Annotated in this window: 23 protein-coding genes and 2 tRNA genes; 10 read left to right on the top strand and 15 right to left on the bottom strand. The window is 67.0% G+C overall.

The features are described from left to right. Positions 1 to 675: HalD/BesD family halogenase (locus APZ21_RS34005; RefSeq protein ID WP_156371054.1), on the bottom strand; the 675-nt coding region annotated here is incomplete at its 3' end. A 409-nt stretch (positions 676 to 1084) separates the two neighbouring features. Here APZ21_RS34005 and APZ21_RS13555 point away from each other — a divergent pair. Continuing rightward, the gene (locus APZ21_RS13555) at positions 1085 to 1243 is read left to right on the top strand and encodes a hypothetical protein (RefSeq protein WP_156516429.1); all 159 of its coding nucleotides are present in this window, start codon (positions 1085 to 1087) and stop codon (positions 1241 to 1243) included. Positions 1244 to 2125: 882 nt separating this feature from the next. Here APZ21_RS13555 and APZ21_RS33995 read toward each other — a convergent pair. After that, positions 2126 to 2275, bottom strand: a complete 150-nt coding sequence (locus APZ21_RS33995; protein ID WP_156371052.1) for a hypothetical protein — start codon at positions 2273 to 2275, stop codon at positions 2126 to 2128. Positions 2276 to 2545: 270 nt separating this feature from the next. Beyond that, positions 2546 to 2618, bottom strand: a tRNA-Lys gene (locus APZ21_RS13545). A 324-nt stretch (positions 2619 to 2942) separates the two neighbouring features. Between APZ21_RS13545 and APZ21_RS13540 the strand changes: the two genes are divergently transcribed. Then, a complete protein-coding gene (locus tag APZ21_RS13540) occupies positions 2943 to 4163 on the top strand; it encodes a L,D-transpeptidase (protein ID WP_054813610.1) in 1221 nt (406 codons plus the stop codon). Positions 4164 to 4242: 79 nt separating this feature from the next. On the opposite strand, the gene APZ21_RS13535 is transcribed toward APZ21_RS13540, so the two are convergent. From APZ21_RS13535 to orn, 3 genes are all read right to left on the bottom strand, one after another. Further along, positions 4243 to 4536 (bottom strand): hypothetical protein, encoded by a 294-nt coding sequence (locus tag APZ21_RS13535; RefSeq protein WP_054813609.1) that lies wholly within the window; start codon positions 4534 to 4536, stop codon positions 4243 to 4245. A gap of 206 nt (positions 4537 to 4742) precedes the next feature. After that, positions 4743 to 4815 (bottom strand) — tRNA-His (locus APZ21_RS13530). A gap of 54 nt (positions 4816 to 4869) precedes the next feature. Then, positions 4870 to 5529 (bottom strand): oligoribonuclease, encoded by a 660-nt coding sequence (gene orn, locus APZ21_RS13525; RefSeq protein WP_054813608.1) that lies wholly within the window; start codon positions 5527 to 5529, stop codon positions 4870 to 4872. Positions 5530 to 5710: 181 nt separating this feature from the next. On the opposite strand from orn, the gene APZ21_RS13520 reads away from it, so the two are divergent. Then, positions 5711 to 7549, top strand: coding sequence for a helicase HerA-like domain-containing protein (locus APZ21_RS13520; RefSeq protein ID WP_054813607.1), 1839 nt, complete (start codon positions 5711 to 5713; stop codon positions 7547 to 7549). Between the two features lie 181 nt (positions 7550 to 7730). Here the strand turns inward: APZ21_RS13520 and lysA are convergent, their stop codons facing one another. The 4 genes from lysA to APZ21_RS13500 all read right to left on the bottom strand — a co-directional run bounded on the left by lysA (position 7731) and on the right by APZ21_RS13500 (position 12645). Then, complete coding sequence (lysA, locus tag APZ21_RS13515; RefSeq protein WP_054813606.1) at positions 7731 to 9074, bottom strand: diaminopimelate decarboxylase; 1344 nt, start codon at positions 9072 to 9074, stop codon at positions 7731 to 7733. A 143-nt stretch (positions 9075 to 9217) separates the two neighbouring features. After that, entirely contained in the window at positions 9218 to 10021 is an 804-nt protein-coding gene (gene cmrA, locus APZ21_RS13510; protein WP_054813605.1) for a mycolate reductase, read from the bottom strand. Between the two features lie 22 nt (positions 10022 to 10043). Then, positions 10044 to 12074: an NADPH-dependent 2,4-dienoyl-CoA reductase gene (locus APZ21_RS13505; RefSeq protein ID WP_054813604.1), complete on the bottom strand. Its 2031-nt coding sequence runs from the start codon at positions 12072 to 12074 to the stop codon at positions 10044 to 10046. Between the two features lie 13 nt (positions 12075 to 12087). Beyond that, positions 12088 to 12645: a PadR family transcriptional regulator gene (locus APZ21_RS13500; protein WP_054813603.1), complete on the bottom strand. Its 558-nt coding sequence runs from the start codon at positions 12643 to 12645 to the stop codon at positions 12088 to 12090. A 112-nt stretch (positions 12646 to 12757) separates the two neighbouring features. Between APZ21_RS13500 and APZ21_RS13495 the strand changes: the two genes are divergently transcribed. Further along, complete coding sequence (locus tag APZ21_RS13495) at positions 12758 to 14089, top strand: MFS transporter (RefSeq protein ID WP_054813602.1); 1332 nt, start codon at positions 12758 to 12760, stop codon at positions 14087 to 14089. Here the strand turns inward: APZ21_RS13495 and APZ21_RS13490 are convergent. After that, a complete protein-coding gene (locus APZ21_RS13490; protein WP_239476612.1) occupies positions 14086 to 14703 on the bottom strand; it encodes a TetR family transcriptional regulator in 618 nt (205 codons plus the stop codon). The two genes, APZ21_RS13495 and APZ21_RS13490, sit on opposite strands and share 4 nt — an antisense overlap. Positions 14704 to 14873: 170 nt before the next feature. Between APZ21_RS13490 and APZ21_RS13485 the strand changes: the two genes are divergently transcribed. The 3 genes from APZ21_RS13485 to APZ21_RS13475 are packed head-to-tail and all read left to right on the top strand — an operon-like array spanning position 14874 to position 17494. Further along, positions 14874 to 15977 (top strand): ferredoxin reductase, encoded by a 1104-nt coding sequence (locus tag APZ21_RS13485; RefSeq protein ID WP_054813600.1) that lies wholly within the window; start codon positions 14874 to 14876, stop codon positions 15975 to 15977. Between the two features lie 12 nt (positions 15978 to 15989). Beyond that, the gene (locus APZ21_RS13480; RefSeq protein WP_054813599.1) at positions 15990 to 17174 is read left to right on the top strand and encodes a fatty acid desaturase family protein; all 1185 of its coding nucleotides are present in this window, start codon (positions 15990 to 15992) and stop codon (positions 17172 to 17174) included. A 29-nt stretch (positions 17175 to 17203) separates the two neighbouring features. Next, positions 17204 to 17494 carry a hypothetical protein gene (locus APZ21_RS13475; RefSeq protein WP_239476611.1) on the top strand — a complete coding sequence of 97 codons (291 nt, stop codon included), beginning with the start codon at positions 17204 to 17206 and terminating at the stop codon, positions 17492 to 17494. A 16-nt stretch (positions 17495 to 17510) separates the two neighbouring features. On the opposite strand, the gene APZ21_RS13470 is transcribed toward APZ21_RS13475, so the two are convergent. After that, positions 17511 to 18038 (bottom strand): DUF4254 domain-containing protein, encoded by a 528-nt coding sequence (locus tag APZ21_RS13470; RefSeq protein ID WP_054813597.1) that lies wholly within the window; start codon positions 18036 to 18038, stop codon positions 17511 to 17513. A gap of 438 nt (positions 18039 to 18476) precedes the next feature. Between APZ21_RS13470 and APZ21_RS13465 the strand changes: the two genes are divergently transcribed. Next, a complete protein-coding gene (locus APZ21_RS13465) occupies positions 18477 to 18797 on the top strand; it encodes a hypothetical protein (protein ID WP_054813658.1) in 321 nt (106 codons plus the stop codon). Positions 18798 to 18992: 195 nt separating this feature from the next. Beyond that, positions 18993 to 19661 carry a DUF4389 domain-containing protein gene (locus tag APZ21_RS13460; protein WP_156371051.1) on the top strand — a complete coding sequence of 223 codons (669 nt, stop codon included), beginning with the start codon at positions 18993 to 18995 and terminating at the stop codon, positions 19659 to 19661. Between the two features lie 54 nt (positions 19662 to 19715). Here APZ21_RS13460 and APZ21_RS13455 read toward each other — a convergent pair whose 3' ends face one another. From APZ21_RS13455 to APZ21_RS13445, 3 genes are read right to left on the bottom strand one after another with little or no spacing between them, the layout of a single operon-like run. After that, complete coding sequence (locus APZ21_RS13455) at positions 19716 to 20708, bottom strand: ABC transporter ATP-binding protein (RefSeq protein WP_054813596.1); 993 nt, start codon at positions 20706 to 20708, stop codon at positions 19716 to 19718. Positions 20709 to 20710: 2 nt separating this feature from the next. Beyond that, positions 20711 to 21544, bottom strand: coding sequence for an ABC transporter permease (locus tag APZ21_RS13450; RefSeq protein WP_054813595.1), 834 nt, complete (start codon positions 21542 to 21544; stop codon positions 20711 to 20713). Then, entirely contained in the window at positions 21537 to 22349 is an 813-nt protein-coding gene (locus APZ21_RS13445; protein ID WP_054813594.1) for an ABC transporter permease, read from the bottom strand. Before APZ21_RS13445 ends, APZ21_RS13450 begins: the two co-directional genes overlap by 8 nt. A gap of 211 nt (positions 22350 to 22560) precedes the next feature. Here APZ21_RS13445 and ectB point away from each other — a divergent pair, with 211 nt between their 5' ends. Further along, positions 22561 to 23820, top strand: a complete 1260-nt coding sequence (ectB, locus tag APZ21_RS13440; RefSeq protein ID WP_054813593.1) for a diaminobutyrate--2-oxoglutarate transaminase — start codon at positions 22561 to 22563, stop codon at positions 23818 to 23820. The last annotated feature ends 2 nt before the right edge of the window (positions 23821 to 23822 follow it).

Raw genomic sequence — 23822 nt, 5'->3', positions numbered from 1 at the left:
ATTCAATGAACCACTGAACAACCCGCCCCACAAAGGTTGACATCTTCCGCCCCGCCGTATCGGGTACACCCGATGCAATGTCGTCGTTGTCCGCATAAGGTAGACCGCCCCAGGCTTGGCTGCCAGCCGGTGAATGGTTCGCTCCCGAAGTATCTGCTCGATGCCCGGACGCCGCTTGTCCCACACCGTGTTCGGCACGCACTCGACGAAGCCGCCATCGGTCGGGTCCGGAGTTTCGGCCACCCACACCAGCGCGAAACTGTAATCGTCCCAGTGCCATCCATGCGTGTCACCGGGCCGATCCAGTTGAGTGATCACGAACTGTTCGGGTTCGTATGGACACGGGTACACGGACTGACCTGTGACCGCGGCAATAGCCTTGGCTACCGCACCCGATTCATAGACGCGGCGGATGGTATCGCCCTGCTTCACGATCTGGTCTTGCCTCACGTTCGTCAATCGGCGAGGGGTGAAGTCCGTCTCGGCGAATGTGAGGTCCCGGCGAACTCCCGCCTGTTCCGCCAACTGAACGGCCTCGACCGCAACCGCATACCGAACTGCTGCCGGTACCAGCCATGAGACCAGCACAGCACCACGGCGATCGAGATCGCGTCGTGCCGCGGTCAACCGTTGAGTGAACCCCGGTGCACAATCTCTGTTCGGATCGATCGCCATGAGCCGATATTCGCCCATACCGCACGTCAAAGCAGCATAGCTGCGCGGTGTGGAACGTCGTGGCCTGTGGCCGTGGCGATGTCGAGCGAGGTCGGCGCGGTGGATGAGGGTCTGCTGGTCAGGCGGATGCGACGAGGCCGAGAGCTGAATCATCATCGAATAGGGGCTCATTGAAGCTGGCCGACGAGTATTGTTAGTGGTGGCCGCTCGAGTGCGAATAGACAGGGCTTTGCCCGTATCGAGCGGGACCGCCAGTCGGGCCAACTGGGCATGAGTACCCAGCACTGCCTTGCGGTGCCGGGGCCGCGCACGAGTTTCTTGTGTCGGAATGTCAACCAACTCGTTCGAGGGCGCGTCGCCACGTGCTCTTGCCGTGTTGCGCGCCCTCATGCCCAGGATGGAGATACGCATGTCCAAGTACTCGCCGATGGACCGCGAGTCCGCTGACCGTATCGCGGCAGCGGCCGAACGTGATCCTGACTCGGACACAGCGACAAGCGGATTCGCCGACCGTGCGGATGCCGCTGCTGATCGTCACGAAGTCGACAGCCGGGAGGACGACGACTGATCTCATGTAATCGAGCCGCCGGAGATGATCGGCTCCGGCGGCTCGAAGACGCTTCCTGTCGGGGCGGGGCTGTCAGGTGGTAGGTCTGGTGTGTCGGTAATGGCGAGGATGTCGGGTTGGCCGGCGTACTCGGTGATTTGGAAGGTGAGGGTGAGGGTTTCGCGGATGTCGGGTGCGTTGGCTCGGATTGGGGTCAAGTGGGGGCGACGGTAGTCGACCTCGACACTCTCGGCCGAGGCATCGTCGGTGCGGCAGGGCGGCCCACGGCCATATGTCAGTGGCGTGGATCACATTGGGGTGGTGAGCGGGGAGTTTGGAGGGTCGAGGTCTGTGCATGCCCGCTACCAGCGGAGAAAGGCGTTTCTGGTCAGCGTCGAGACCTGCTCTGGGCGCGTTTGGCGAGGTCTGTGCAACGAGTTCCCAACTGTGCAGGTGAAAGACGGTGAATAGTAGGTAGGGTTGCCGATGAGGTCTCGCCGATAGGCGAATGGAAACCTCGGTCGCGTCGCGGCGGCCGAACTGATGGTCGGTCAGGCGGGTCCCGATGTCGGCAATATGCGCGCGGGAATCGTCGCGGGTCACACATCCGGTCCGACGGCGCTGGTCAGCGGCGGTCTGTTGTGTCGGGCACGCGGTCTCGCCGACAGGCGAATGGAAACGTCAGCGCGGGGTAGAGCTGCTCGAACACCTCCCGGAGTCGAGTACGCGGTCTTGCCGACAGGCGATTGGAAGCGTCACGGACCACGCATGCCGGGCTCAGCCGGAGACGCGATCTCGCCGATTAGGCAAATGGAAACTCAGGTCAGCGTGGGAAATGTTGTGCGAGAGAACAGTTGACGAGGAGCGTTCATCGACCCGGTCCCCGTCCATCGGGACACCGAATCACCGAAATCCGGGTATCGTGCCGACGACCTGCCCGCAGCGCGTGCCGACGACCTGCTCGATGACGTTTGTGACCGCGTCGGCGTCGATATGGTCGGCCACGAGGTGACCGAGGGCGCGGCTAGTAGCCGCCCATCGTGGATCGCGCACCATCTCGCCTTCACCGGACAGGCGCCGCGTCGCCGTGCGGCGTGGCCACACTGGCAGCGGCGACGCGAAGTACCCAGTGCGAAGATGTGACGAATTACACATACCGGAAGAACGTCCGTAGCCGACAGCGCGAACCGATCGGCCGTGCCGGGGGATGGCTGCATGATGAGCTGGAAATTTCGGTGAAGAGACTTTGGTATAGCTTTGGTCAAGGTCTGACACAGCAGGCTAGTTTGCCACCTGAAACAGGGCCTGACCTGGTAATTTAAGTGCGCCATCAGGGACTCGAACCCCGAACCCGCTGATTAAGAGTCAGCTGCTCTGCCAATTGAGCTAATGGCGCCTGCGCCGTGTTCCGGTGCGGGACAAACAGTAACAGGCTGCGGCCGGATAAGTGAAATCGCCTGTTGAGGGCAGGTGTCCGGCACTGTTCACTCGTGGGTCGCCGCGGTGTTAACACCGGCCGGGGCGACGATGATCTACCCGGTGTAACCCGACGGCCCCTCCGGTGTGCACTGGTGGAACGGGTCGGTTCGGGCCGGCACAATAGCGGTCGTGGTCTCGACCGGTCCCGTCGGCGCGGTGGGTTGAGCGCATCTCTTTCGGTTGGATCCGAAGCCATCGGTGCCCCAAGGTGGGGGCGTCGTGACTTGAAACGGGGTTGAATATGAGCGTTGGTCGAGGCAGACATCGCCGCTCGATGCGGATGCTTGCCGGACCGGTGGCCCTGCTCGCAGTGGTCGCACTCGGGTTGTCGGCCTGTTCGTCGTCGTCGCAGAGCACGGCCGCGGCGACCGTGGCGATAGACCGTAATCCGATCACCGAGTTGATCAAGCCCAAACTCACCTCTCCGGTCAAGGACGGCGACGTCGGAGTGTCGCCCGGCGTGCCGATGACCTTCACGGTCGATGACGGCCAGTTCACGAACGTGAAGTTGACCAATGCGCAGGACCGTCCGGTCGCGGGCAAGTTGGGCACCGACGGCCGCAGTTGGGAGACCACCGAGGTTCTCGGCTACGGCAAGACCTACACCCTGACCGCCGACGCCATCGGACTCGGCGGCGCCAACTCCACCGCGCTGCGCTTCACCACCAGCTCCCCGGACAATCAGACCCACCCCTACCTGATTCCCGGTGAAGGGGAGGTGGTCGGCATCGGCCAGCCGGTGGCGGTGCAGTTCGACGAGAACATCCCCAACCGCAAGGCCGCGCAGGACGCCATCAAGATCACCACCGATCCGCCGGTGGAGGGCGCGTTCTACTGGGTGAACAACCGCGAGGTGCGGTGGCGGCCGGAGAATTTCTGGAAGCCGGGGACCAAGGTCACGATCGACGTCAACGTCTACGGCAAGGATCTCGGCAAGGGACTGTTCGGTCAGGACAATCTGCACTCGTACTTCACGATCGGCGACTCCATGATCTTCACCGCCGACGACAACACCAAGGAAGTGGTGGTCGAACAGAACGGTGTGGTGATCAAGACCATGCCGACCTCGATGGGCAAGAACGGCACCCCGACCGACAATGGGATCTACATCGTGGCCGACAAGCACGAGAAGATCATCATGGACTCCTCGACCTACGGTGTCGCGGTGAATTCGCCCGACGGCTACAAGACTCCGGTGGATTTCGCCACGCGCCTGTCCTACAGCGGCATCTTCTTCCACTCGGCCCCGTGGTCGGTGGGCGCGCAGGGCAATACCAACACCAGTCACGGCTGCCTGAACCTCAGTCCGGCGAACGCGCAGTGGGTGTTCCAGAACGCCAAGCGCGGTGACATCACCATCGTGAAGAACACGGTGGGCGGCACCTTGTCCGGTGTGGACGGTCTCGGCGACTGGAATATCCCGTGGCCGGAGTGGAAGGCGGGCAACGCCGACGCCCGCTGATCCCGACGGACGAAAGGCTCCTCGCGCGGGTGCGCGGGGAGCCTTTGTCGTCGTATGCGGCTGTCGTTCGGCGTGCGATTCAGGGGATGTTCGGTCCCGCGGTACCGGGGCAGGTCACGTTGGCGTTGAGGGCGCTGCCGATGGCGGCGCACAGCAGCGGACCTCCGAACAGCAGCTTCTCCAGCCCGCCCGCCGATCCCGAGTCGCCGGAGCCGGTCGTGGTCGCGCCGCCGGAGGAGCCCGCCCAGAAGCCGGTGCTGGCCGAGGAGGATCCCGAGGAGTCGACGGGCGCCGCCGCCGCGGCCGAGGCCGTCGCGGCGGTGGGGGTGACGAGGGTAGCCCCGACGAAGGCGGCGATTACCGCGGAACGCATCACGAACTCTCTGTCTTTCTGGTCGACCGGCGTTGACCGGGCGATACGCTCCGCCCCGGTGATGGCAGTCTACGGACCGGGGGGCGATCTGTACCACGATCAGGAGAAGATGCATTTCACAGCACAGTCGCCGGGTGTCGCGTCCGTGATATGGACCAAACGAGTAAGGCCCAGGTCGAAGATTGTCCTCGACCTGGGCCCTTCGGGGTGAGTGACGGGACTCGAACCCGCGACAGCCAGGATCACAACCTGGTGCTCTACCAACTGAACTACACTCACCATCGCCGTGAACTACCGGCGCGCTCGATAGTAGCGTGTTATCCCCGTCAGGCCCTAATCGGCTTCCGGCGCGGCGGCGTCGTGTGACGTCAGCGCGGTTTCCGCGCCCGCGGGCGCACCGCTCAGTTCGGTCGCGACCGCGGCGATCTCGGCCGTGGACGGGCCGGGCGCGGCGACGAACGCGGTTCGGCGGTAGTACTCGAGTTCGCGGATGGATTCCTTGATATCGGCCAGCGCGCGATGCGTCAGGCCCTTTTCCGGCTGACCGAAATAGATGCGCGGATACCAGCGGCGACACAGCTCCTTGATGGAACTCACATCGATCATCCGGTAGTGCAGATGGCTGTCGAGGGCGGGCATATCGCGGGCGATGAATCCACGATCGGTGGCGATCGAATTGCCCGCCAGCGGAACCGTTCCCGCGGTCGGCGCGAATTCCCGGACGTAGTCGAGCACCTGCTGTTCGGCCTCGGCCAGTGTGACGGTCGAATGGCGAACCTCGTCGGTGAGGCCCGAGCGGGCGTGCATGTCGGCGACCACCGCGGGCATGGCCGCCAGCGCCTCCTCGTCGGCGTGGATCACGATATCCACGCCGTCACCGAGAATATTGAGGTCGCTGTCGGTGACGAGCGCGGCCACCTCGATCAGTTTGTCGCTGTCGAGTCGCAGCCCGGTCATTTCGCAATCCATCCACACCACAAGTTTGTCCGACACCCCGGCAACCTTACTGTGTTCGATTTGCCGGACGAGGCAGGTTGTCGCGCGGAGTCGGCGGGGGCGGAATCGGCCGAATGCGCGACCGCGGGGATAGGCTTTCGGCAGAGTTCGGTACAGGCGTTTTCGGTACGGCGGCAAACCCCGCGCGCGGGAGTCAGACCACGACGGAGGACCTGCGATGAACGATGCATCGGGAAGCGATCCGGCGGACGGCGATCGACCGGCCGACGCGCCGACCCCACGGGAGAAGGCGGCCGCCGCCCGCGCGGCGGCCGAGGAAGCCGCTCGATTGGCAGCGCAGGCGCGGGCCGCGGCCGAGGCGGCCGAGCGGGAACTGGAGATCGAGGAGGCGGCGGTCGCGGCGGCAGGGGCGGCCTCGGCGGTGGGCGCGGCCGCCGAGGCCGTAGCCGAGGCCGATCACGTCGAAGAGGTGGCGGGGGCCGCCGCGCGGCGTCAGGCCGCGGCGGAGGCGGCGGTGGCGGCCACGGCGGTGACACAAGCGCGGGAGATCGCCGCCGGGTACGAGGTGGAGGGCGCGGCGCTGGAGTTGGGCGCCGTGATGGTCGACGGCCGGGTCGACCCCGCGGCGCGGGTGCGGATCCCGCTGCGCACGATGAATCGGCACGGTCTGGTGGCGGGCGCGACCGGCACGGGCAAGACCAAGACCTTGCAGGGGATCGCCGAACAGCTCTCGCGCGCGGGGGTTCCCGTGGTGCTCGCCGACGTCAAGGGCGACCTGTCGGGGTTGGCGCGGCCAGGTGCGTCGGGGGCCGAGATCCTGGCGCGTGCCGCGGAAACCGGTGCGGCGCAATGGACCCCGGGCGCGTTCCCGGTGGAATTCGTCTCGCTCGGCACCGAGGGTATCGGCGTGCCCATCCGCGCGACCGTCACCGCTTTCGGGGCCGTGTTGCTCAGCAAGGTGCTCGGGCTCAACGAGACCCAGGAATCCACGCTCGGGCTGATCTTCCACTGGGCCGGCCAACAGGGGCTGGCGCTGCTGGATCTGAAGGATCTGCGCGCGATCATCACCCATCTGACCAGCCCCGAGGGCAAGGCCGATCTCGAGGGGGTCGGCGGGGTCTCGGCCGCGACGGCCGGGGTCATCCTGCGCGCACTGGTCAATCTGGAGGCCGACGGCGGCGACACCTTCTTCGGCGAACCGGAACTCGACCCGGCCGATCTGGTGCGCACCGCGGGCGGCCAGGGTGTGGTGACGCTGTTCGAGTTGGGGGATCAGGCGGCGCGGCCGGTGATGTTCTCCACCTTCCTCATGTGGGTACTCGCCAACCTGTTCCGCACCCTGCCCGAGGTGGGCGATATCGACCGGCCGAAGCTGGTGTTCATCTTCGACGAGGCGCATCTGCTGTTCGCCGACGCGTCCAAGGCATTTCTCGACCAAGTCGAGCAGACCGTCAAACTCATTCGCTCCAAGGGGGTCGGGGTGTTCTTCTGCACCCAGCTGCCGACCGATATCCCGAATCCGGTGCTGTCCCAGTTGGGCGCGCGTATCCAGCACGCGCTGCGCGCCTTCACGCCGGATGATCAGAAGGCGCTGGCCAAGACCGTGCGCACCTATCCAAAGACCGCGGTATACGACCTGGAGCAGGCGCTGACCTCGCTTGGCACCGGGGAGGCGATCGTGACCGTGCTGTCGGAGCGCGGCGCGCCGACCCCCGTGGCGTGGACCAGGATTCAACCGCCGCGTTCGCTCATGGACACCATCGGCGCGGACGCCATCCGGTCCGCGGCATCGTCCAGCGCGCTCGCGGCGAAATACGGGCAGACCATGGACCGGGAATCGGCCTACGAGATCCTGACCGCGAAGATCGAGGCCGCCGCCCCGCCCCCGGATCAGCCGCCGCCCGTGCCGGGACGGTCGCCTCGCGCGCGGGAGCAGGACACCGCCGCCGACCGCATCATGAACAACCCCGCGGTGAAGAGCTTCCTGCGTTCGGCGGCGAGCGCGGCGGGCCGTGAGATCACCCGCAGCCTGTTCGGCACCCGCCGTCGCCGCTAGCCGCGTGCGAGTCGTCCTGGCGTAGGGCTGGATTCACGGCGGCGCTCGGAACGGTAGATGAATGCATCGCCGCGCGGCGCGTGCGAGAAGATCGCGCAGGCACGGCACTACGACGCCGACGGGCGCAGCTACGGCCGCGCCCGCGGCCGCGGGCCGTGACCGGTGTTCGACGGTCCGAGCGCTACCGGCCGATATCGCGGCGCAGCAGGTCATCCACGGTTTCGCGGCGCACGAGTTCACGATCGCGACCGCGCGCGACCGCGATGATGGGCGGTCGTCCCACACTGTTGTAGCAGGAGGCGAGGCTGTGGTGATACGCGCCGGTGCACGGCACCGCGAGCACCTCGCCGGGGCGCAGGTCCACCGGCAGGCGTACGTCGGCGGCGATGACATCGCCCGCTTCGCAGAACCTGCCCGCGACCGTCGCGGTAATCAGCGGACCCGCCGGATGCCGGTTCGCGACCACTGCGCTGTGGCGCGCGCCGTACAGCGCGACCCGCGCGTTGTCGCCCATACCGCCGTCGACGGTCACATAGGTGTGCCCGCCGTCGATGCGTTTGACCGACACCACGCGGTACACCGTGACCCCGGCGCGGGCGACGATGGCCCGGCCTGGCTCCATGGCGATTCGCGGGCGCGGGAAACGCTGTCGGGCGCAGGCGGCGTCGAGCGCGTCCTCCAGTACCTCGGCGAGTTCGGTGAGGTTCATCTGCGCCTCGCCGCCCCGATAGGCGACCGCGTGTCCGCCGCCGAGATCGAGGTGGGTGAGCAGCAGGCCGTGGTCGCGGCGGATGGCGGCCATTTCGGCGACGAGTTTGCGCACGGCCTCGCCGTAGTGGTCGGGATCGTGGATCTGCGAGCCGAGATGGCAATGCAGGCCGATGAGTTCGAGAGCGGGTTGCCGCAGGATGCGCGTCACGGCCTCGGCCGCGGCCTCGCTGCCCATCGGGAAGCCGAATTTCTGATCGAGCACGCCGGTACGCACGGCCGGATGCCCGTGCACGTCGATTCCGGGCGACAGCCGCAGCAGCACCCGCTGGCGCCGGGTGACCAGCGCGGAGAGCAACGTGATCTCCGCGAGCGAGTCGACCACTATCCGGCCGACGCCCGCGGCGACCGCGGCCCGCAGTTCGTCGGAGGTCTTGCCGTTGCCGTGCATGACGATGCGCTGCGCGGGTACGCCCGCCGCCAGGGCGATGGCCAGTTCGCCCGCCGAGCACACGTCCACCGACAGTCCCTCCTGGCTGACCCAGTCGGCGACGGCGCGGATCATCAGCGCCTTGCCCGCGTAGATGATCTCGGCCTCAGGGAATGCGGCCCGGTAGTCGCGGCAGCGGCCCCTGACCTCGGCCTCGTCCAAGACGTAGCTCGGGGTTCGGTACCGGTCGGCGATATCGGCGAGCGCGACACCGCCGATCGTCACCCGGCCCGTGTCGTCGTAGTGGGTGTCGCGCGGCCAGACCGCGGGGTCGAGGCGCGCGGATACGCTCGGCCGCAGCGACGGAAAGATTTCGAGCAGCGTCACGGTGTCTCCTGTGTGGCGTCCCCCGCTGTTCGGTACGCGGGGTCGCTGTCAGGAATACGCCGGATGCCGCGGCGTGAACGCTACGTTTGCGGGTTCATGACCCGCGGTGATCCGATCTTGACGAATTGTTGACCGTATTCGGGTCAGGATCCGAGACGCCGGTACAGCGCCCCCGCGAGGGGGGCGGACAGTGCGCGCGGAGCGTACTGGCCCGCCGCGCTCATGCCCTTGCCGAGCAGGCCCGGAACGACTCGCATCTTGTTGCGCGCGAGCGCGTCCAGCGAGATCTTGGCGGTGTGCTCGGCCGAGACCCAGATGAATTCGGGCACCTTGTTGTCGGCCACGAATGCCTCGGTCTGTTCCGGGTTGTCGGTGCGCACCGGGCCGGGCGCGAGCAGCGTGACGTGCACGCCGCGCCCGCGCAGTTCACCGCGCAGCGATTCGGCGAAGCTGTTGGTGAACGCCTTGCTCGCGGCGTAGGTGGCGTTGTTGGGGATCGGCATGTTGCCCGCGGCGGATCCGGTGACCAGTATGCCGCCCCCGCCGCGGGCGAGCATGCCGGGCAGCGCGGCCAGGGTCAGATCGTGCACCGCGACCGCGTTGAGCTCCATGACCGACCGCTCCACCTCGGGATCGAGGTCGGCGACCGCGCCGAAGGTCGCCACGCCCGCGTTATTGCACAGGATCGCGATATCGCGGGTAGCCAACTCCTGGGCCAGCGTCGCGCGCCGCGCGCGGTCGGCGAGGTCGACCGCGCGCACCTCCGCGGTGATCCCGTGCCGTGCGGTGAGCCGCTGCGCCAATTCGGCGAGCAGTTCGCCGCGGCGGGCGACGAGGATCAGCGAATATCCGCGCGCCGCGAGTTCGGCGGCGAGGGCGGTTCCGATGCCGGAGGACGCGCCGGTGACGACCGCGCGATTGTCGGAAGTGGGGGCTGGCAGGCTCACGCTGCGAGCCTAGGCGATGGCCTCACAGCCGCGCGGCCAGGCGGGTGCCCTGGTCGATGGCGCGTTTGGCGTCGAGTTCGGCGGCGAGGTCGGCTCCGCCGATGAGGTGTGGGTTCAGCCCCGCGGCCCGCAGCGGTTCGACCAGTTCGCGCACGGACTCCTGACCCGCGCACACGATCACGTTGTCGACCGGGATCAGTCGCGGGCGGGTGCGTTTGTCACCGAAGCTGATGTGCAGTCCGCTGTCGTCGATGCGCTCGTAGTTGACCCCGCCGACCTGTTCGACGCCCTTGGCCCGCACCGCGGCCCGGTGCACCCATCCTGAGGTCTTGCCGAGGCTCTTGCCGAAAGAGCCCGACTTGCGTTGCAGCAGAACGACTTCACGCGCCGCGGGCGCCGGACGAGGTGTGCCGAGCTGGCCGCGGGACCGCTCGTCGTCGGCGTCGACGCCCCACTCCTGTTTCCACTCGTCGAGTTTGAGGGTGGGATGGCCTTCGACGGTGAGGAATTCGCTCACGTCGTAGCCGATGCCGCCCGCGCCGATCACCGCGACCCGCCGGCCGACCGGTCTGCCCTCGCGCACGAGTTCGGCGTAGGTCAGCACCATGGGATGGTCGATGCCGGGGATGTTCGGGATACGCGGGGTCACCCCGGTGGCGAGCACCACTTCGTCGTAGCCGCCCGTGATCAGTTCCGACGCGGTCGCGCGATGGTTCAGACGCACCGTGACGCCGGTGATCTCGAGCATGCGCGTGAAGTACCGCAGGGATTCGTCGAACTCCTCCTTGCCGGGAATGCGACGCGCGATGTCGAATTGGCCGCCGATCTTGTCGTCGGCCTCGAACAGTTCGACCCGGTGTCCGCGTTCGGCCAGGGTGATCGCGGCCGACAGACCCGCCGGACCCGCGCCGACCACCGCGATCCGCTTGCCACGCCGCGTCGGCAGCAATTTCAGTTCGGTCTCGTGGCCCGCGCGCGGATTCAGCAGACACGAGACGGTCTTGTGGGCGAAGGCGTGGTCGAGACATGCCTGATTGCAGGCGATACAGGTGTTGATCTCGTCCACGCGGTTCCCCGCCGCCTTGTTGACCCATTCCGGGTCGGCGAGCAGCGGTCGGGCCAGCGAGATCAGTTGGGCGTCACCGCGGGTGAGGATCTCCTCGGCGGTCTCGGGCATGTTGATCCGGTTCGAGGCGCAGACGGGAATCGTCACCGCCCGGGTGATCTTGGCGGTGAACTCCACGAAGGCCGCGCGCGGCACCGAGGTGACGATGGTCGGGACGCGGGCCTCGTGCCAGCCGATATCGGTATTGAGAATGCTCGCGCCCGCGGCTTCGAGTTCCCGTGCGAGCGCGAGGATCTCCTCGAAGGTCTGGCCGTTGTCGACCAGTTCGGCCATGGACAGCCGGAAGACGATGATGAACTCGGGGCCGACGGCCGCGCGGGTGCGGCGCACGATCTCCACCGCGAGGCGGCGGCGCCGGGCCGGTGTGCCGCCCCATTCGTCGGTGCGCTTGTTGGTGCGCGGTGCGAGGAACTGATTGATGAAATAGCCTTCGCCGCCCATGATCTCGCAGCCGTCGTAGCCTGCGAGCTTCGCGAGCTCGGCGCAGTGGACATAGTCGCCGATGGTGCGTTCGATGCCATCGGCCGACAGCGCGCGGGGCTTGAACGGGTTGATGGGCGCCTTGATCGCCGAGGCCGAGACGCTGCCGGGCATATAGGAATAGCGGCCCGCGTGCAGGATCTGAATGGCGATCTTGCCGCCCGCATCGTGCACGGCGCGGGTGATGGCGCGGTGGCGGTACGCCTCGGTCCTGGTGGTGAGTTTTGCGCCGAAGGGAAGCAGCCGGCCGGTGCGATTGGGGGAGTAGCCGCCGGTGATGACGAGTCCGACACCGCCCCTGGCGCGTTCGGCGAAGTAGGCGGCCAATTTGTTGGTGTCCCAGGAGCGGTCTTCGAGCCCGGTGTGCATCGATCCCATCACCACGCGATTGCGCAGGGTGGTGAATCCGAGGTCGAGCGGTTCGAACAGGCGGGGGTAGGAACTCATACGATTGTCTCCGTCACTTCGTATGCGGGGCAGGCGCATCCGGTCGTAGTGCTTGCAGGATCTCCTCGCACCAGTCGACGAATCCGGTTTCCACGCGGATACCGCCGCGCAGGACCAGGTACTGGTGCAGTGCCGTGCCGGTGAGCCGGTCCGGTACGGGGAAGTCGCGTTTCTCGATGAGGCGGAATACCCCGAGGCGCTGAGAGTGCCGGTCGCGGTGCCGGGCGACCTCCGCGCGCAGCGCGTCGATATCACCGTGGGCGGCGGCGCGGATCTTGACGCCGAGTTCGCTGCGGGGACTCTCGGTGTCGGTGGGTTCGGCGATCCAGCGCGAGAGTTCGGCGCGGCCCGCGGCGTTCACCGAGTACACCTTCTTGTCGGGTTTGCCCTCCTGGGCCACGGTTTCGCTGTTCAGCCAGCCCGCGTCCTCCATCCGCTTGAGGACGCGGTAGATCTGCTGGTGGCTTGCGCTCCAGAAGTAGCCGATGGATTTGTCGAATCGGCGCGCCAATTCGTAGCCCGAGCCCGCGCGTTCGGTCAGCGAAACCAGCAGCGCGTGTTCGAGTGCCATGGCGGACAGAATAGACGGAACGCTCGGTACTATGCAACTGGGTGCATATATACGGCATGATTGGCGCTTCGACCCGTGCGGACGCCGCCGAATCCGCATTAGGCTGCGCGGCATGACCGAGGTGAACGCCGAGGCGACCATTGGGCAGGCCGCCGGGCGCGGGCGGGTAGTGGCGTGGGGGCTGTGGGACTGGGGGTCCTCGGCATTCCAGGCCGTCGTGCTGACCTTCGTCTTCTCGGTGTATCTCACCGACAAGGTCGGCGACGATCTGCCCGGCGGGGTGAGCGCGAGCGCCTGGCTCGGCTGGGCCATCGCCATCGCCGGAGTGATCGTGGCGCTGACCGCACCCGTCAGCGGCCAGTACTTCGACGCCTCCGCGCGTCGCAAACGGGCGCTCGGCGTGCTCACCGCACTCACGGTCGCGTCGATGGCCGGACTGTTCTTCGTGCACGACGACTATCGCGACCTGTGGCTCGGCCTCACGCTGCTCGCGGTCGGCTCGACGGTGTTCGAACTCGCGGGCGTGCCGTACAACGCCATGCTGCGCCAGGTGTCCACGCCCGAGACCGTCGGCCGCGTCTCCGGCTTCGGTTGGGCCATGGGCTATTTCGGCGGGATCGTGCTGCTGTTGATCTGCTACTTCGGATTCATCGCCGGTGACGGCGACAATCGCGGGCTGCTCGGTGTGCCCGTCGACGACGGCCTGAACATCCGGCTGGTGGCATTGCTTGCCGCGGTGTGGTTCGCGGTCTTCGCGCTGCCGGTGCTGCTCGCCGTGCCCGAGATGCCGTGCACCGACGCCGATCCCGGGGCGGCGAGCGCGGGCTTCCTCGGGTCGTACCGGGTGCTGTGGCGGGATCTGCGCGAACTGTGGGCGGTGGACCGGCGCACGGTCGGGTTCCTGCTGGCCAGCGCGGTCTTCCGGGACGGGCTCGCGGGCGTGTTCACCTTCGGTGCGGTGCTGGCGGTGCGCGTGTACGGGATCGCCGACGCCGACGTCCTGTTGTTCGGGGTCGCCGCCAATGTCGTCGCGGCACTCGGCGCGCTGGTGGCGGGCCGCTTCGACGACCGGATCGGACCGAAGGCGGTCATCGTGGTGTCGCTGGGATCGATGCTGGTCTGGGGCGTGGTGCTGCTGTTCGTCTCCGGACCGGTGCTGTTCTGGATCTTCGGTCTGCTGCTGACCATCTCGGTGGGCCCGGCGCAGTCATCGGCCCGCTCGTTCCTGGCCCGGCTGGCGCCACCCGGCCGCGAGGGCCAGATGTTCGGCCTCTACACCACCACCGGTCGCGCCGCGTCCTTCCTCTCACCGGCTCTGTTCGGCTTCTTCGTCTGGGTATTCGACGCCGAACGAGCGGGCATCATCGGCCTGCTGCTGGTCCTCGGGGTCGGCCTCGCCGTACTCGTTCCCGTGCGCGGACCCGAATCCAGGTCGGCGCTCTAGCGCTGCCGCGGTCTCCAGGCGCCCATGCCGAGGGCGATGAGGCGCATCTGCATGACGGTGCGGTCGATGATGGCGGCGGCTTCGCGGGGTGCGGCGGATATGTAGGCCGCGATGCCGTCGGCGACGGTAGAGACCAGTAGGTCGGCCGCGATTTCCAGATCGCGCGGGCTCCACTCGTCGAGTGCGCGGATGCGGGACAGGTCGGCGACGAGTTCGCGCACGATGAGCTGCATCTCCAGGGCGATGGCGGTGCGCAGTGCGGCGGAGCCGCCGTGGCGTTCGCGGGTCAGGAAGCCGAACAGTTCGCGGAGGGGTCCGACTCGGTCGAAAACAAACCGAACGGTATCTTCCACGCCCGCGTCCGTATTGCGACGTACCTCACGCAGGGCGAGGCGCAGCGCGGTGACACCCTCGTCCACCAAGGTCGCGCCGAGGTCTTCCAGCGAGGCGAAATGCCGGTAGAAGGCGGTCGGCACGATGCCCGCCGCGCGGGCGATCTCACGCAGGCTCAGAGCTGCGAATCCGCGGTCGGCGGCCAGCGCGAGGGTGCTGTCCAGCAGCGCCTGCCGGGTGCGCTCCTTGCGCTCGTGTCGGGTCTCCGCCTGATCGGTCATCGCGGTGAGCATACATTCGTTCACCATTCGCCTGATCCTGGGTTGTTAGTCGCGTCACATAAGTTGCCGGTTGACACCGGGTGCGGTCCATCGGTCACACTTGTTGAGTGTACATATGTGCACTGAAAAATTCGCCCGTTGCAGTCCGACGACAGGTACGGAGAAACCTCATGGTGGATCTCATCGATCTGGTGCAGACCCTGACCACGCCGCACCCGCTGGATCGCTATCTCGAACTGGTCCGTCCGACCCTGACCGCGCGGCGGATGCGCGCCGAGATCGTGCACGTGCGCCGCAGCACCCCGGGATCGGTGACACTGACCCTGCGCCCGACCCGGCACTGGCGCGGGCACGCGGCCGGACAGTACGTGAGTATCGGCGTGGTCATCGACGGTGTCCGCCACACCCGCTGCTATTCGCCGGTCAACGCGGAGAAGGGGCGATCACGCCACATCCAGTTGACGGTCAAGGCGCACCGCGGCGGGTTGGTCTCGCAGTACCTGCACCACAAGGCCGAACCCGGCATGGTGGTCGACCTCGCGCCCGCCGCGGGCGTATTCCGGCTGCCCGAGGTCCGGCCCGAGCGCATGCTGCTGATCAGCGGGGGCAGCGGGATCACCCCGGTGTTGTCCATGCTGCGCACTCTCGCGGCCGAGGGCTATTCGGGTGAACTGGTGTTCCTGCACTACGCGCGGTCGCCGGTGCTGGTGCCGCACCGCGACGAACTCGAGGCCATCGCTCGCGCGCACGGCAATATGCGGGTCGAGCTGCGGTACCCGGGTCGCCGCGCCACCGCGGCGGATACGCCGGGCGCCTGCACCGAGATCAGTGGCGGCGGACATTTCGATTACGACGAACTCGAGCGCGTGGCGCCCTGGTTCGCGCGGGCGCAGACCTTCGTCTGCGGTCCGCGGCCGCTGATGGACGCCGTCCGCACGATCTTCGAGGCCGAGCAATTGTCGGACCGGCTGCACACCGAGGAGTTCACCCTCGCGGCCGCGCCCGCCGTGACCGAACAGGCGCACGGCACGGTGCATTTCACCACCAGCGGGGTCAGTGCGGCCAACTCCGGCGCGAGTCTGCTCGAACAGGCCGAGGCCGCGGGGCTGACGCCGGAATACGGCTGCCGGATGGGAATCTGCTTCTCCTGCACGGCGGTTCGTCGCAGCGGATGCACCCGCAATCTGCGCACCGGCGATACCGACAGCGATACGGATCAGCCCATCCAACTGTGTATCAACGCACCCGTCGGCGATGTCGACATCGCGATCTGAAGGAGTGAAACGATGACCATACTGACCGAAACCGAGGAAGGCCCGCTGGTTCTGAGCGCCGACCAGGTCGAAGAACTCGGCAAGGCGCTCGATGAGCTGCGCGCCCGCGTCGTCGCCGATCTCGGCGAACGCGATCGTGCCTACATCTACTCGATCATCAAGGCGCAGCGCGGATTCGAGATCGCCGGGCGCGGCCTGATGTATCTCGGCTTCCTGCCGCCGTTCTGGCTGGCCGCGGTCGGCGCGCTCAGCGTGTCGAAGATCCTCGACAACATGGAGATCGGCCACAATGTCATGCACGGCCAGTACGACTGGATGCGCGAACCCGATCTGAACTCGCGCGAATTCGAGTGGGACACGGTCTGCCCGGCCGATCAGTGGAAGCATTCGCACAACTACATGCACCACACCTTCACCAATATCCACGGCCGCGACCGCGATATCGGCTACGGCATCCTGCGCATCGACGAGGCGCAGGAGTGGAATCCGCTGCGACTGGGCAATCCGGTCTTCGCCTTCGCGCTCATGATGCTGTTCGAGTGGGGGGTGATGGCGCACGACCTCGAGATCGAGAATGTCGTCAGCGGCAAGCGCTCGTGGTCTGAGGTGAAACATCTGCTGCGCGGCCAGTGGCGCAAGGCGGGCAGGCAGGTGCTCAAGGACTACGTGATCTTCCCGATGCTGTCGGGTCCGCTGTTCCCGATCACGCTCGCGGGCAATGCCACCGCCAACGTGGTGCGCAATATCTGGGCCTACTCCATCATCTTCTGCGGCCACTTCCCCTCGGGCGTACAGACGTTCACCGAGGAGGAGACCGCCGAGGAGACCCGCGGCGAATGGTACGTCCGGCAGATGCTCGGTTCGGCCAACATCACCGGCTCTCCGCTGTTCCACATCATGTCCGGGAATCTGTCGCATCAGATCGAACACCACCTGTTCCCGGACCTGCCCGCCAACCGCTACCCGGAGATGGCGCCGGAGGTCCGGGAACTGTGCCGCAAGTACGGCCTGCCCTACAACACCGGACCGCTCGGCAAACAGATCGGCTCGGTCTGGCTGAAAATCTTCTCGCTCGCCCTCCCGCCCGCACTCCACGAATCCCGCTTCGCCCGATTCCTGCCCGCGGCGCTCCGTTTGAAGGCCGCGCCCGGTGTTATCGTGATGCGACAGCGGAAGGCGACCGAAGTGGGCGTGTAATGATCGGAAAATTCGAAAGCAACAAGGATTTGATTCAGGAATTAACGTCCTCCGGCGCCCGGCATGTCGGCAATATTGCCGCCATCATCACCGGAACCGTGGCCGAGGTGACGCGCGAGATCGGCGAGTGGATCACCGACGCCATCGAGATGAACGAGGCGGCGGCGGCCGCGCGGCGTGACGCCGCCGCGCGGGAGGACGCGGAGGTGGATGTCGACGCCGACGCGCCCGAACCGGCCGAGACCACGGCCGCGCCGAGCGCGGAGCCACACGTCGTCGACGCCGAGGTGGTCGAGGCCGACCTCGACGACCGCCGCTGAACCGTCGGGTGACCGATCACCAGACCGGCAGTCGCCGACGGTGTTCGGTCACATCGGTGATCAGATCCTGGTAGCCGTCGGCCAATTCGGCCAGTCGGGTCCAGTGCAGATGCGCCTCGCCCTGCGCGCGCGGTGTGCGGGGCGCCCGCCCGTTCCCATTCGCGTGCAGAGCCTGTTGCGCCACAGTCCATTTCGCCGCCATCCGGTCGATGACCGCGCCAAGGGTCTCGGTGTGCAGCGAGGCGCCCGAACGGTGCGCGACATTCTCGGCGACCCAGCGGTCGATGCGGTCGACGAGTTCGGCGCGGCGGCGGTCGATGTCGTCGAGCAGATGGGCGCACGCCGCGATCATCCCGCTCGAAGCGCCCGGCACGCGGGCGGCCTGCACGGCCCGATGGCGGCGTAGGTGGCAATCGGCGAGTGCGCGCGCGACCTCGAGGATCGAATGATCCCCGTCCTCGCTCGCCTCGAATGCGCGCAGCAGCGCCGATCGCGGTGGCAGATCGCCGGTCGCGACGCGGTTTCCGGCGTGGTCGGCAGGCATGGGCGCCCCCTTCGCGGTGATGATCCGTACGTGGTGTGCCCGAACCGAGGGGGTTCCGGGGGCGATGCTCCCCGCGGCTCCGGCGCGGCCCCGAGCCCGGACGCCCCCGACCCGGCCGGCGCACGGCGGTGGCGACCGGGAATTTCCGCGACGGTGCGATGAAGAAGGCGCCCGAGATATCGGGGCTCTTTCAGGAAAGCGCGGCGATCACGGCGGCGCAACCATATGCTGTAGAAATCCGCGTGCCGACGGAAATCGTTATGGTCCGTTATGGATCGGTCATCGGAACGCGTCGCGGACCCCCGATTTATGCACGCGCGGAGAGTATTTCATGAGGATCGGTACTCGATACGGCGCGCCCCTCGTGTGGCGTATGGCCGGCTACCGGTGCGGCGCGGCGGCTGCGGACCCGCGCGCGGTCGGCTAGCCTCGATATTCGTGCCCGCCTACGTGTCCTCGCCCGAACTGACATTCGGATTCATGTTCGCACTGGAAGATACGGAGCGAATCGCCGAAGTCGTGCGAAACCTCGTCATCCGCAGGACCGTATCGGTGTTCCGCCTGGCCCGGCTCTCCGACGACGACGGCCCACCGGAACGCTATGTGGTGAACTGGGCGGCGATTCCGCAGATATCCATCACCACCGAGGCGCCGGACTCGCGCGAGTTGGCGGCGGGCGGTGTCATGCTGGTCAACGCCTTTCTCAGCGAGGAGGGCGAGGTGAGCCTGTACTCGGCGACGGGGCGCGCCCCGGGCTGATCCGATTCGGTACAGGTGTACACCGGACGGTCGTCGGCGGGATGACGTGTGGAAGAATTCGCGGTGCGCGCGATCCCGAATTCGTTGGCGTGTCGGTATCGGATCGTGGTCGCCGCGTCCATTCGTTGCGGGACAATTCGACGAGTACCGCATTACGGCTAGCCGCCGCGTCGAAGCTCGGAAGGAGCGTCGATCATGGAAATGGAACTCGAAAAACCGGTCACCCCCGCCAGTCCCATCCGCGTGCGAGGTGATCTGGACCCGGCGCTGTCCCGATGGCTGTGGCTGGTCAAATGGTTGCTGGCAATTCCCCATTACATTGTGCTGTTCTTCCTGCACATCGGATGGTTCGTTGTCACGGTGATCGCGTTCTTCGCGATCTTGTTCACCGGAAAATACCCGCGCGGTCTGTTCGATTACTCGGTCGGCGTGCTGCGGTGGGGTTGGCGGGTCGGCTTCTACGCCTGGTCGCCGCTCGGCACCGACAAGTACCCGCCGTTCCGCCTCCGGTCCGACCCGGACTACCCGGCCGATCTCGAGATCGACTACCCGGAGCGCCTGCACCGCGGGCTCGTGCTGGTCAAGTGGTGGTTGTTGGCGATTCCGCACTACCTGGTGATCATGGTCTTCGTCGGCGGCTACAACACCGTCTCCGAGGACTACGCGGTGTCCTGGCCCTCGCTGCTTGCCATCCTGGCCCTCATCGCGGTGGTGGGGCTCCTCTTCACCGGCGTGTACCCGAAAGGTCTGTTCGATTTCTCGATGGGCGCCAATCGCTGGATGCTGCGAGTGTCGGCCTACGCCGGACTGCTGCGTGACGAATATCCGCCGTTCCGGCTCGACCAGGGCCCGCGGGACTTCTGAATTACTGATCGTCCGCCGCACCGCCTCCGAATAGCGAATCCGCCCGTTGATCGTTCAACGGGCGGATTCGTATATGCGTCGCACGATATCCTCGATCTCCGGTTCCTCGATGGAGAGATCACGGACCCGCGCGCGGTCGGAAACCGCGGCGAGTAGTCGCGCCGCGGTCGTCGTCTCGGCGTCGAAAGCCAATCGCTGGCGCATACCGTTGCCCTCGCTGTGGAGGAATTCCGCGGCGCACGGCAGGTCGACGAGGTCGGGTGTCGGATCGGCCAGATCCACCACGAGGACCCGCCGTGCGCCCACCGTGGCGCCGAGGCCGGGCAGCGACCCGTCGTACACCAGCGTGCCGTGGTCGACGACGAGCACGCGGTCGCACAGCCGCTCCACATCGCCCATGTCGTGGGTGGTGAGCAACAGGGTGGTGCCTCGGTCCGTGCGTTCGGCGCGCAGGAACTCGCGCAGCCGCTGTTTGGAGAGCACGTCGAGTCCTATGGTCGGCTCGTCCAGGATCACCAGTTCGGGGGAGTGCAGCAAAGCCGCGGCCACCTCCGCCCGCATGCGCTGCCCAAGCGACAGTTGCCGGACCGGGGTGTCGAGGGTTTCGGCCATCTCCAACTGCTCGACCAATTCGTAGGTGCGCTTGCGGGTGATGTCGGGATCGAGGCGGTGGATGGCGGCCAGGATCGAGAAGGATTCGCGCAGCGGCAGATCCCACCACAGCTGTGAACGCTGGCCGAAGACCACGCCGATTCGGGAGGCGAGCCTGCGGCGTTGGCGCACCGGTTCGAGTCCGCAGGTGCGCACGGTGCCCGAGGTGGGGACGAGAATGCCGGTGAGCATCTTGATGGTGGTGGACTTGCCCGCGCCGTTGGCCCCGATGTACCCGACCGCCGCGCCGCGTTCGACGCGAAATGTCATGTGGTCCACAGCGGTGAGGATGTCGCGTTGGCGTCGCCAGCGGCTCCCGGTCCTGCGGTAGAGGATGAACTGCCGGGTCAGATCATCGATGTCGATGATCGCGTCCGATAAGTCGCTGTCCGCCATGTCTATCCGCCGCTTCCCTGGTAGTGCCGTGTGCCGATTCGCCACAGACAGAGCGCGAGTGTCCAGACCCACAGCGTCGCCACCGGGATGCACCAGGCCAACCAGGACGGCAGCAGTGCGGGGCCGGGGAGTCCGAGCAGGGCGATGGTGGGCAGATAGGCGGTGAACGACACCGGAATCGCCATGCCGAACAGGATTTTCAGCGGGGTGGGGAATACCGAGGCGGGTTGCATGGCGGCGAAGGACCCGCCGTAGGTGAAGCTGTTGGTCAGTTCGGCGCCGTCGATCAGGAAGAACTGGAGTCCGGCCGCGCATACGAACAGACCGCCGAACAGGGCGATGCCGCCGAGCAGCGAGATGACGAGCAGGGCGAGGGTGGCCGGACCCCAGTCGATGTCGTTGCGCACGAGTCCGAGAGCGAGCACGACGACGGCGACGGCGGCGCGCGCGAAACGGCGCAGGGAGATGTCGCTGGTGATCAGTTGCAGCAGCAGCGGTTGCGGTCGCAGGTGGAAGGCGTCGAGGGTGCCGAGTCGGATCATGGTCGGCAGCGTGTCGAGGTGACCCGCGATCACCTGGGCCAGGGCGAAGGAGGTGTTGCTCAGGCCGAACAGCAGCAGCGCGCCGTCGAGGTCGAGTCCGCCGAGTTCATCGACCGTGTGGAAGATGACCCAGACCTCCGCGAATTCGACGACCCCGATGAGGAAGGCGCTGAAGACCTCACTGACGAAGGACAGTCGATAGGCCTGCTGGGCGCGCATGCGCGAGCGCAGCACCGCGACGTAGGGGGTGAGCCAGGTGCCCGCCGGTACGGCGGCATGCGGCGCCTCAACCACCCTGCACCTCCAGCCTGCGCCGCCCGGCCGCCAGTAGCGCCCGCCCCGCCATGCCCACCAGCACGACCCACATCGCCTGCGTGGCAACGACCGTCACCGCGTCGATGCCGAGCACGCGACCGGAGAGGATATCGATCGGCGCCTGGAGGATCGACGGAAACGGTGTGGCTTGCGCGAAGGTGCGCAGCCGGTCCGGGAACATATGCACCGGCACGAACAGCCCGGCCAGAAACGTGCCGCAAATCTGGTATAGCACTCGTATGCCACGGGTTTCCACCACCCAGAACCCGATCAGGCCAACAGCGAATAACGACAGGAACGACAGCGTCAGCGCGAACAACACCGAGAACGCGCCGAGCAGATACGGCCATGCGGTATGCGGCAGCTCCAGACCGAAGGTGAGATATCCGAACACCACACTCGGTATCCCACGCGGAATCAGCGTGCAGGCGGCGCGGCCGAGATCGGCCGCCAGGTAGCCGAATTGGATGTCGACCGGACGCAGTAGGTCGACCGCGATGTCGCCGTTCTTGATCCGGTCCACCAATTCCAGTGGCGGGCCCATGAACTGCGTCGCGCCGAGCAGCGCCTGCGACAGCCAGACGTACGCTCCGATCGAACCCTCGTCGTAGCCGCCGAAGTCGCCTGCCGCACGCACGGCCGCGAGCATCACCGCGGCCCGGACCAGCCCGAACACGCAGTTGGTGAACAGTCCGGCGAACATGGCGAGCAGGTATTGCGTCTGCCGCCGGAATCCCGCGACGGCGAGTTGTCGATAGACCCGGGTGGCGCGCCACGCGCGCACGGCCGCGGCTGGTCGAACCGCCCCCTCTGCACCGCCGCGCACAAGCAGTCAACTTTAGTGGCGGCGCCGGTGGGTCGGGAGGATTCCATGCGATTCTGCGGAAAGTGCCGCATAATCGACACGCGGATGTTAGAAACACAGTCACTTCAGATCGGTGATCGCACCGTGCGGAGTGGGCCGGACCGCATTTGCGCGACAGGAAGGATCGCCGATGACTGTCGTCGACATGACCGTTTTCGAGGCATTCGAATCGAATGTTCGCGGCTACTGCCGATCCTGGCCGACCGTGTTCGACACCGCGCGCGGCAGCTGGTTGCGCGACGAGCACGGCCGCGAATACCTGGATTTCTTCGCCGGCGCGGGTTCATTGAACTACGGGCACAACAATCCGCTGCTCAAACAGGCGCTGCTGGAATACATCGCCGGTGACGGCATCACCCACGCGCTCGACATGTCGACCGTCGCCAAACGCCGACTGCTTGAGACGCTGCGCGAGGTGGTGCTCGCACCGCGCGGACTCGACTACAAGGTGCAGTTCCCGGGGCCAACCGGCGCCAACGCGGTCGAGGCCGCGCTCAAACTCGCGCGCAAGGTGACCGGTCGGCAAACCGTGCTGAACTTCACCAACGCCTTTCACGGCATGTCACTCGGCGCGCTCGCGGTCACCGGCAATGCCGCCAAGCGCGCGGGCGCGGGCGTGCCGCTGGTGCACGTCGCGCCGATGCCCTACGACGGCTACCTCGACGGCGACAACGAGTTGCGCTGGATGCGCCGCGCACTCGACGACTCGTCCTCCGGCCTGGACAAGCCCGCCGCCGTCATCGTGGAGACGGTGCAGGGCGAGGGCGGTGTCAATGTCGCGCGCGCCTCGTGGCTGCGCGAATTGGCGCAGTTGTGCGCGGCGCGCGGCATTCTGCTCATCGTCGACGACATCCAGATGGGTTGCGGCCGCACCGGTCCGTTCTTCTCCTTCGAGATCGCGGGCATAACACCCGACATCGTCACCCTCTCGAAATCGATCGGCGGCTACGGACTGCCGATGGCGCTGGTGCTGTTGCGCCCCGACCTCGACCAGTGGGCGCCGGGTGAGCACAACGGCACCTTCCGGGGGAACAACGCCGCCTTCGTGACCGCGCGGGTCGCGCTCGAGCGGTACTGGTCCGACGACGCGCTCGAGATCTCGACCCTCGCCAAGGGTGAGCGCGTAGCGGCCGCGCTCGCGGAGTTGGCGAGCGAAGTCGCGGGGCTGTCCACGCGCGGCCGCGGTCTCGTGCAGGGCCTGGTGTTCGAGGACGGGTCCAGGGCCGCCAAGGTGTGTCGCCTGGCCTTCGAACGCGGACTGCTGGTGGAGACCTCGGGCGCCGAGGACGAGGTCATCAAGGTCATGCCCGCGCTCACCATCTCCGACGACGAGATCACGCACGGACTGACCGTGCTCGCCTCGGCGGTCGAGGCCATCTGCGCGCGCTGAAC

This window comes from Nocardia arizonensis, from assembly GCF_001310275.1.
In the GTDB taxonomy this organism is placed as follows: Bacteria; Actinomycetota; Actinomycetes; order Mycobacteriales; family Mycobacteriaceae; genus Nocardia; species Nocardia arizonensis.
This window is presented reverse-complemented; position numbering and strand designations above follow the sequence as displayed.

Bases quoted from the DNA above. Each gene is read 5' to 3' on its own strand.
- APZ21_RS13555 (WP_156516429.1), top strand. From the start codon at position 1,085: ATGTCCAAGTACTCGCCGATGGACCGCGAGTCCGCTGACCGTATCGCG.
- APZ21_RS13540 (WP_054813610.1), top strand. From the start codon at position 2,943: ATGAGCGTTGGTCGAGGCAGACATCGCCGCTCGATGCGGATGCTTGCC.
- APZ21_RS13535 (WP_054813609.1), bottom strand. From the start codon at position 4,536: ATGCGTTCCGCGGTAATCGCCGCCTTCGTCGGGGCTACCCTCGTCACC.
- APZ21_RS13520 (WP_054813607.1), top strand. From the start codon at position 5,711: ATGAACGATGCATCGGGAAGCGATCCGGCGGACGGCGATCGACCGGCC.
- APZ21_RS13505 (WP_054813604.1), bottom strand. From the start codon at position 12,074: ATGAGTTCCTACCCCCGCCTGTTCGAACCGCTCGACCTCGGATTCACC.
- APZ21_RS13500 (WP_054813603.1), bottom strand. From the start codon at position 12,645: ATGGCACTCGAACACGCGCTGCTGGTTTCGCTGACCGAACGCGCGGGC.
- APZ21_RS13495 (WP_054813602.1), top strand. From the start codon at position 12,758: ATGACCGAGGTGAACGCCGAGGCGACCATTGGGCAGGCCGCCGGGCGC.
- APZ21_RS13490 (WP_239476612.1), bottom strand. From the start codon at position 14,703: ATGACCGATCAGGCGGAGACCCGACACGAGCGCAAGGAGCGCACCCGG.
- APZ21_RS13485 (WP_054813600.1), top strand. From the start codon at position 14,874: ATGGTGGATCTCATCGATCTGGTGCAGACCCTGACCACGCCGCACCCG.
- APZ21_RS13480 (WP_054813599.1), top strand. From the start codon at position 15,990: ATGACCATACTGACCGAAACCGAGGAAGGCCCGCTGGTTCTGAGCGCC.
- APZ21_RS13470 (WP_054813597.1), bottom strand. From the start codon at position 18,038: ATGCCTGCCGACCACGCCGGAAACCGCGTCGCGACCGGCGATCTGCCA.
- APZ21_RS13460 (WP_156371051.1), top strand. From the start codon at position 18,993: ATGGAAATGGAACTCGAAAAACCGGTCACCCCCGCCAGTCCCATCCGC.
- APZ21_RS13455 (WP_054813596.1), bottom strand. From the start codon at position 20,708: ATGGCGGACAGCGACTTATCGGACGCGATCATCGACATCGATGATCTG.
- ectB (WP_054813593.1), top strand. From the start codon at position 22,561: ATGACTGTCGTCGACATGACCGTTTTCGAGGCATTCGAATCGAATGTT.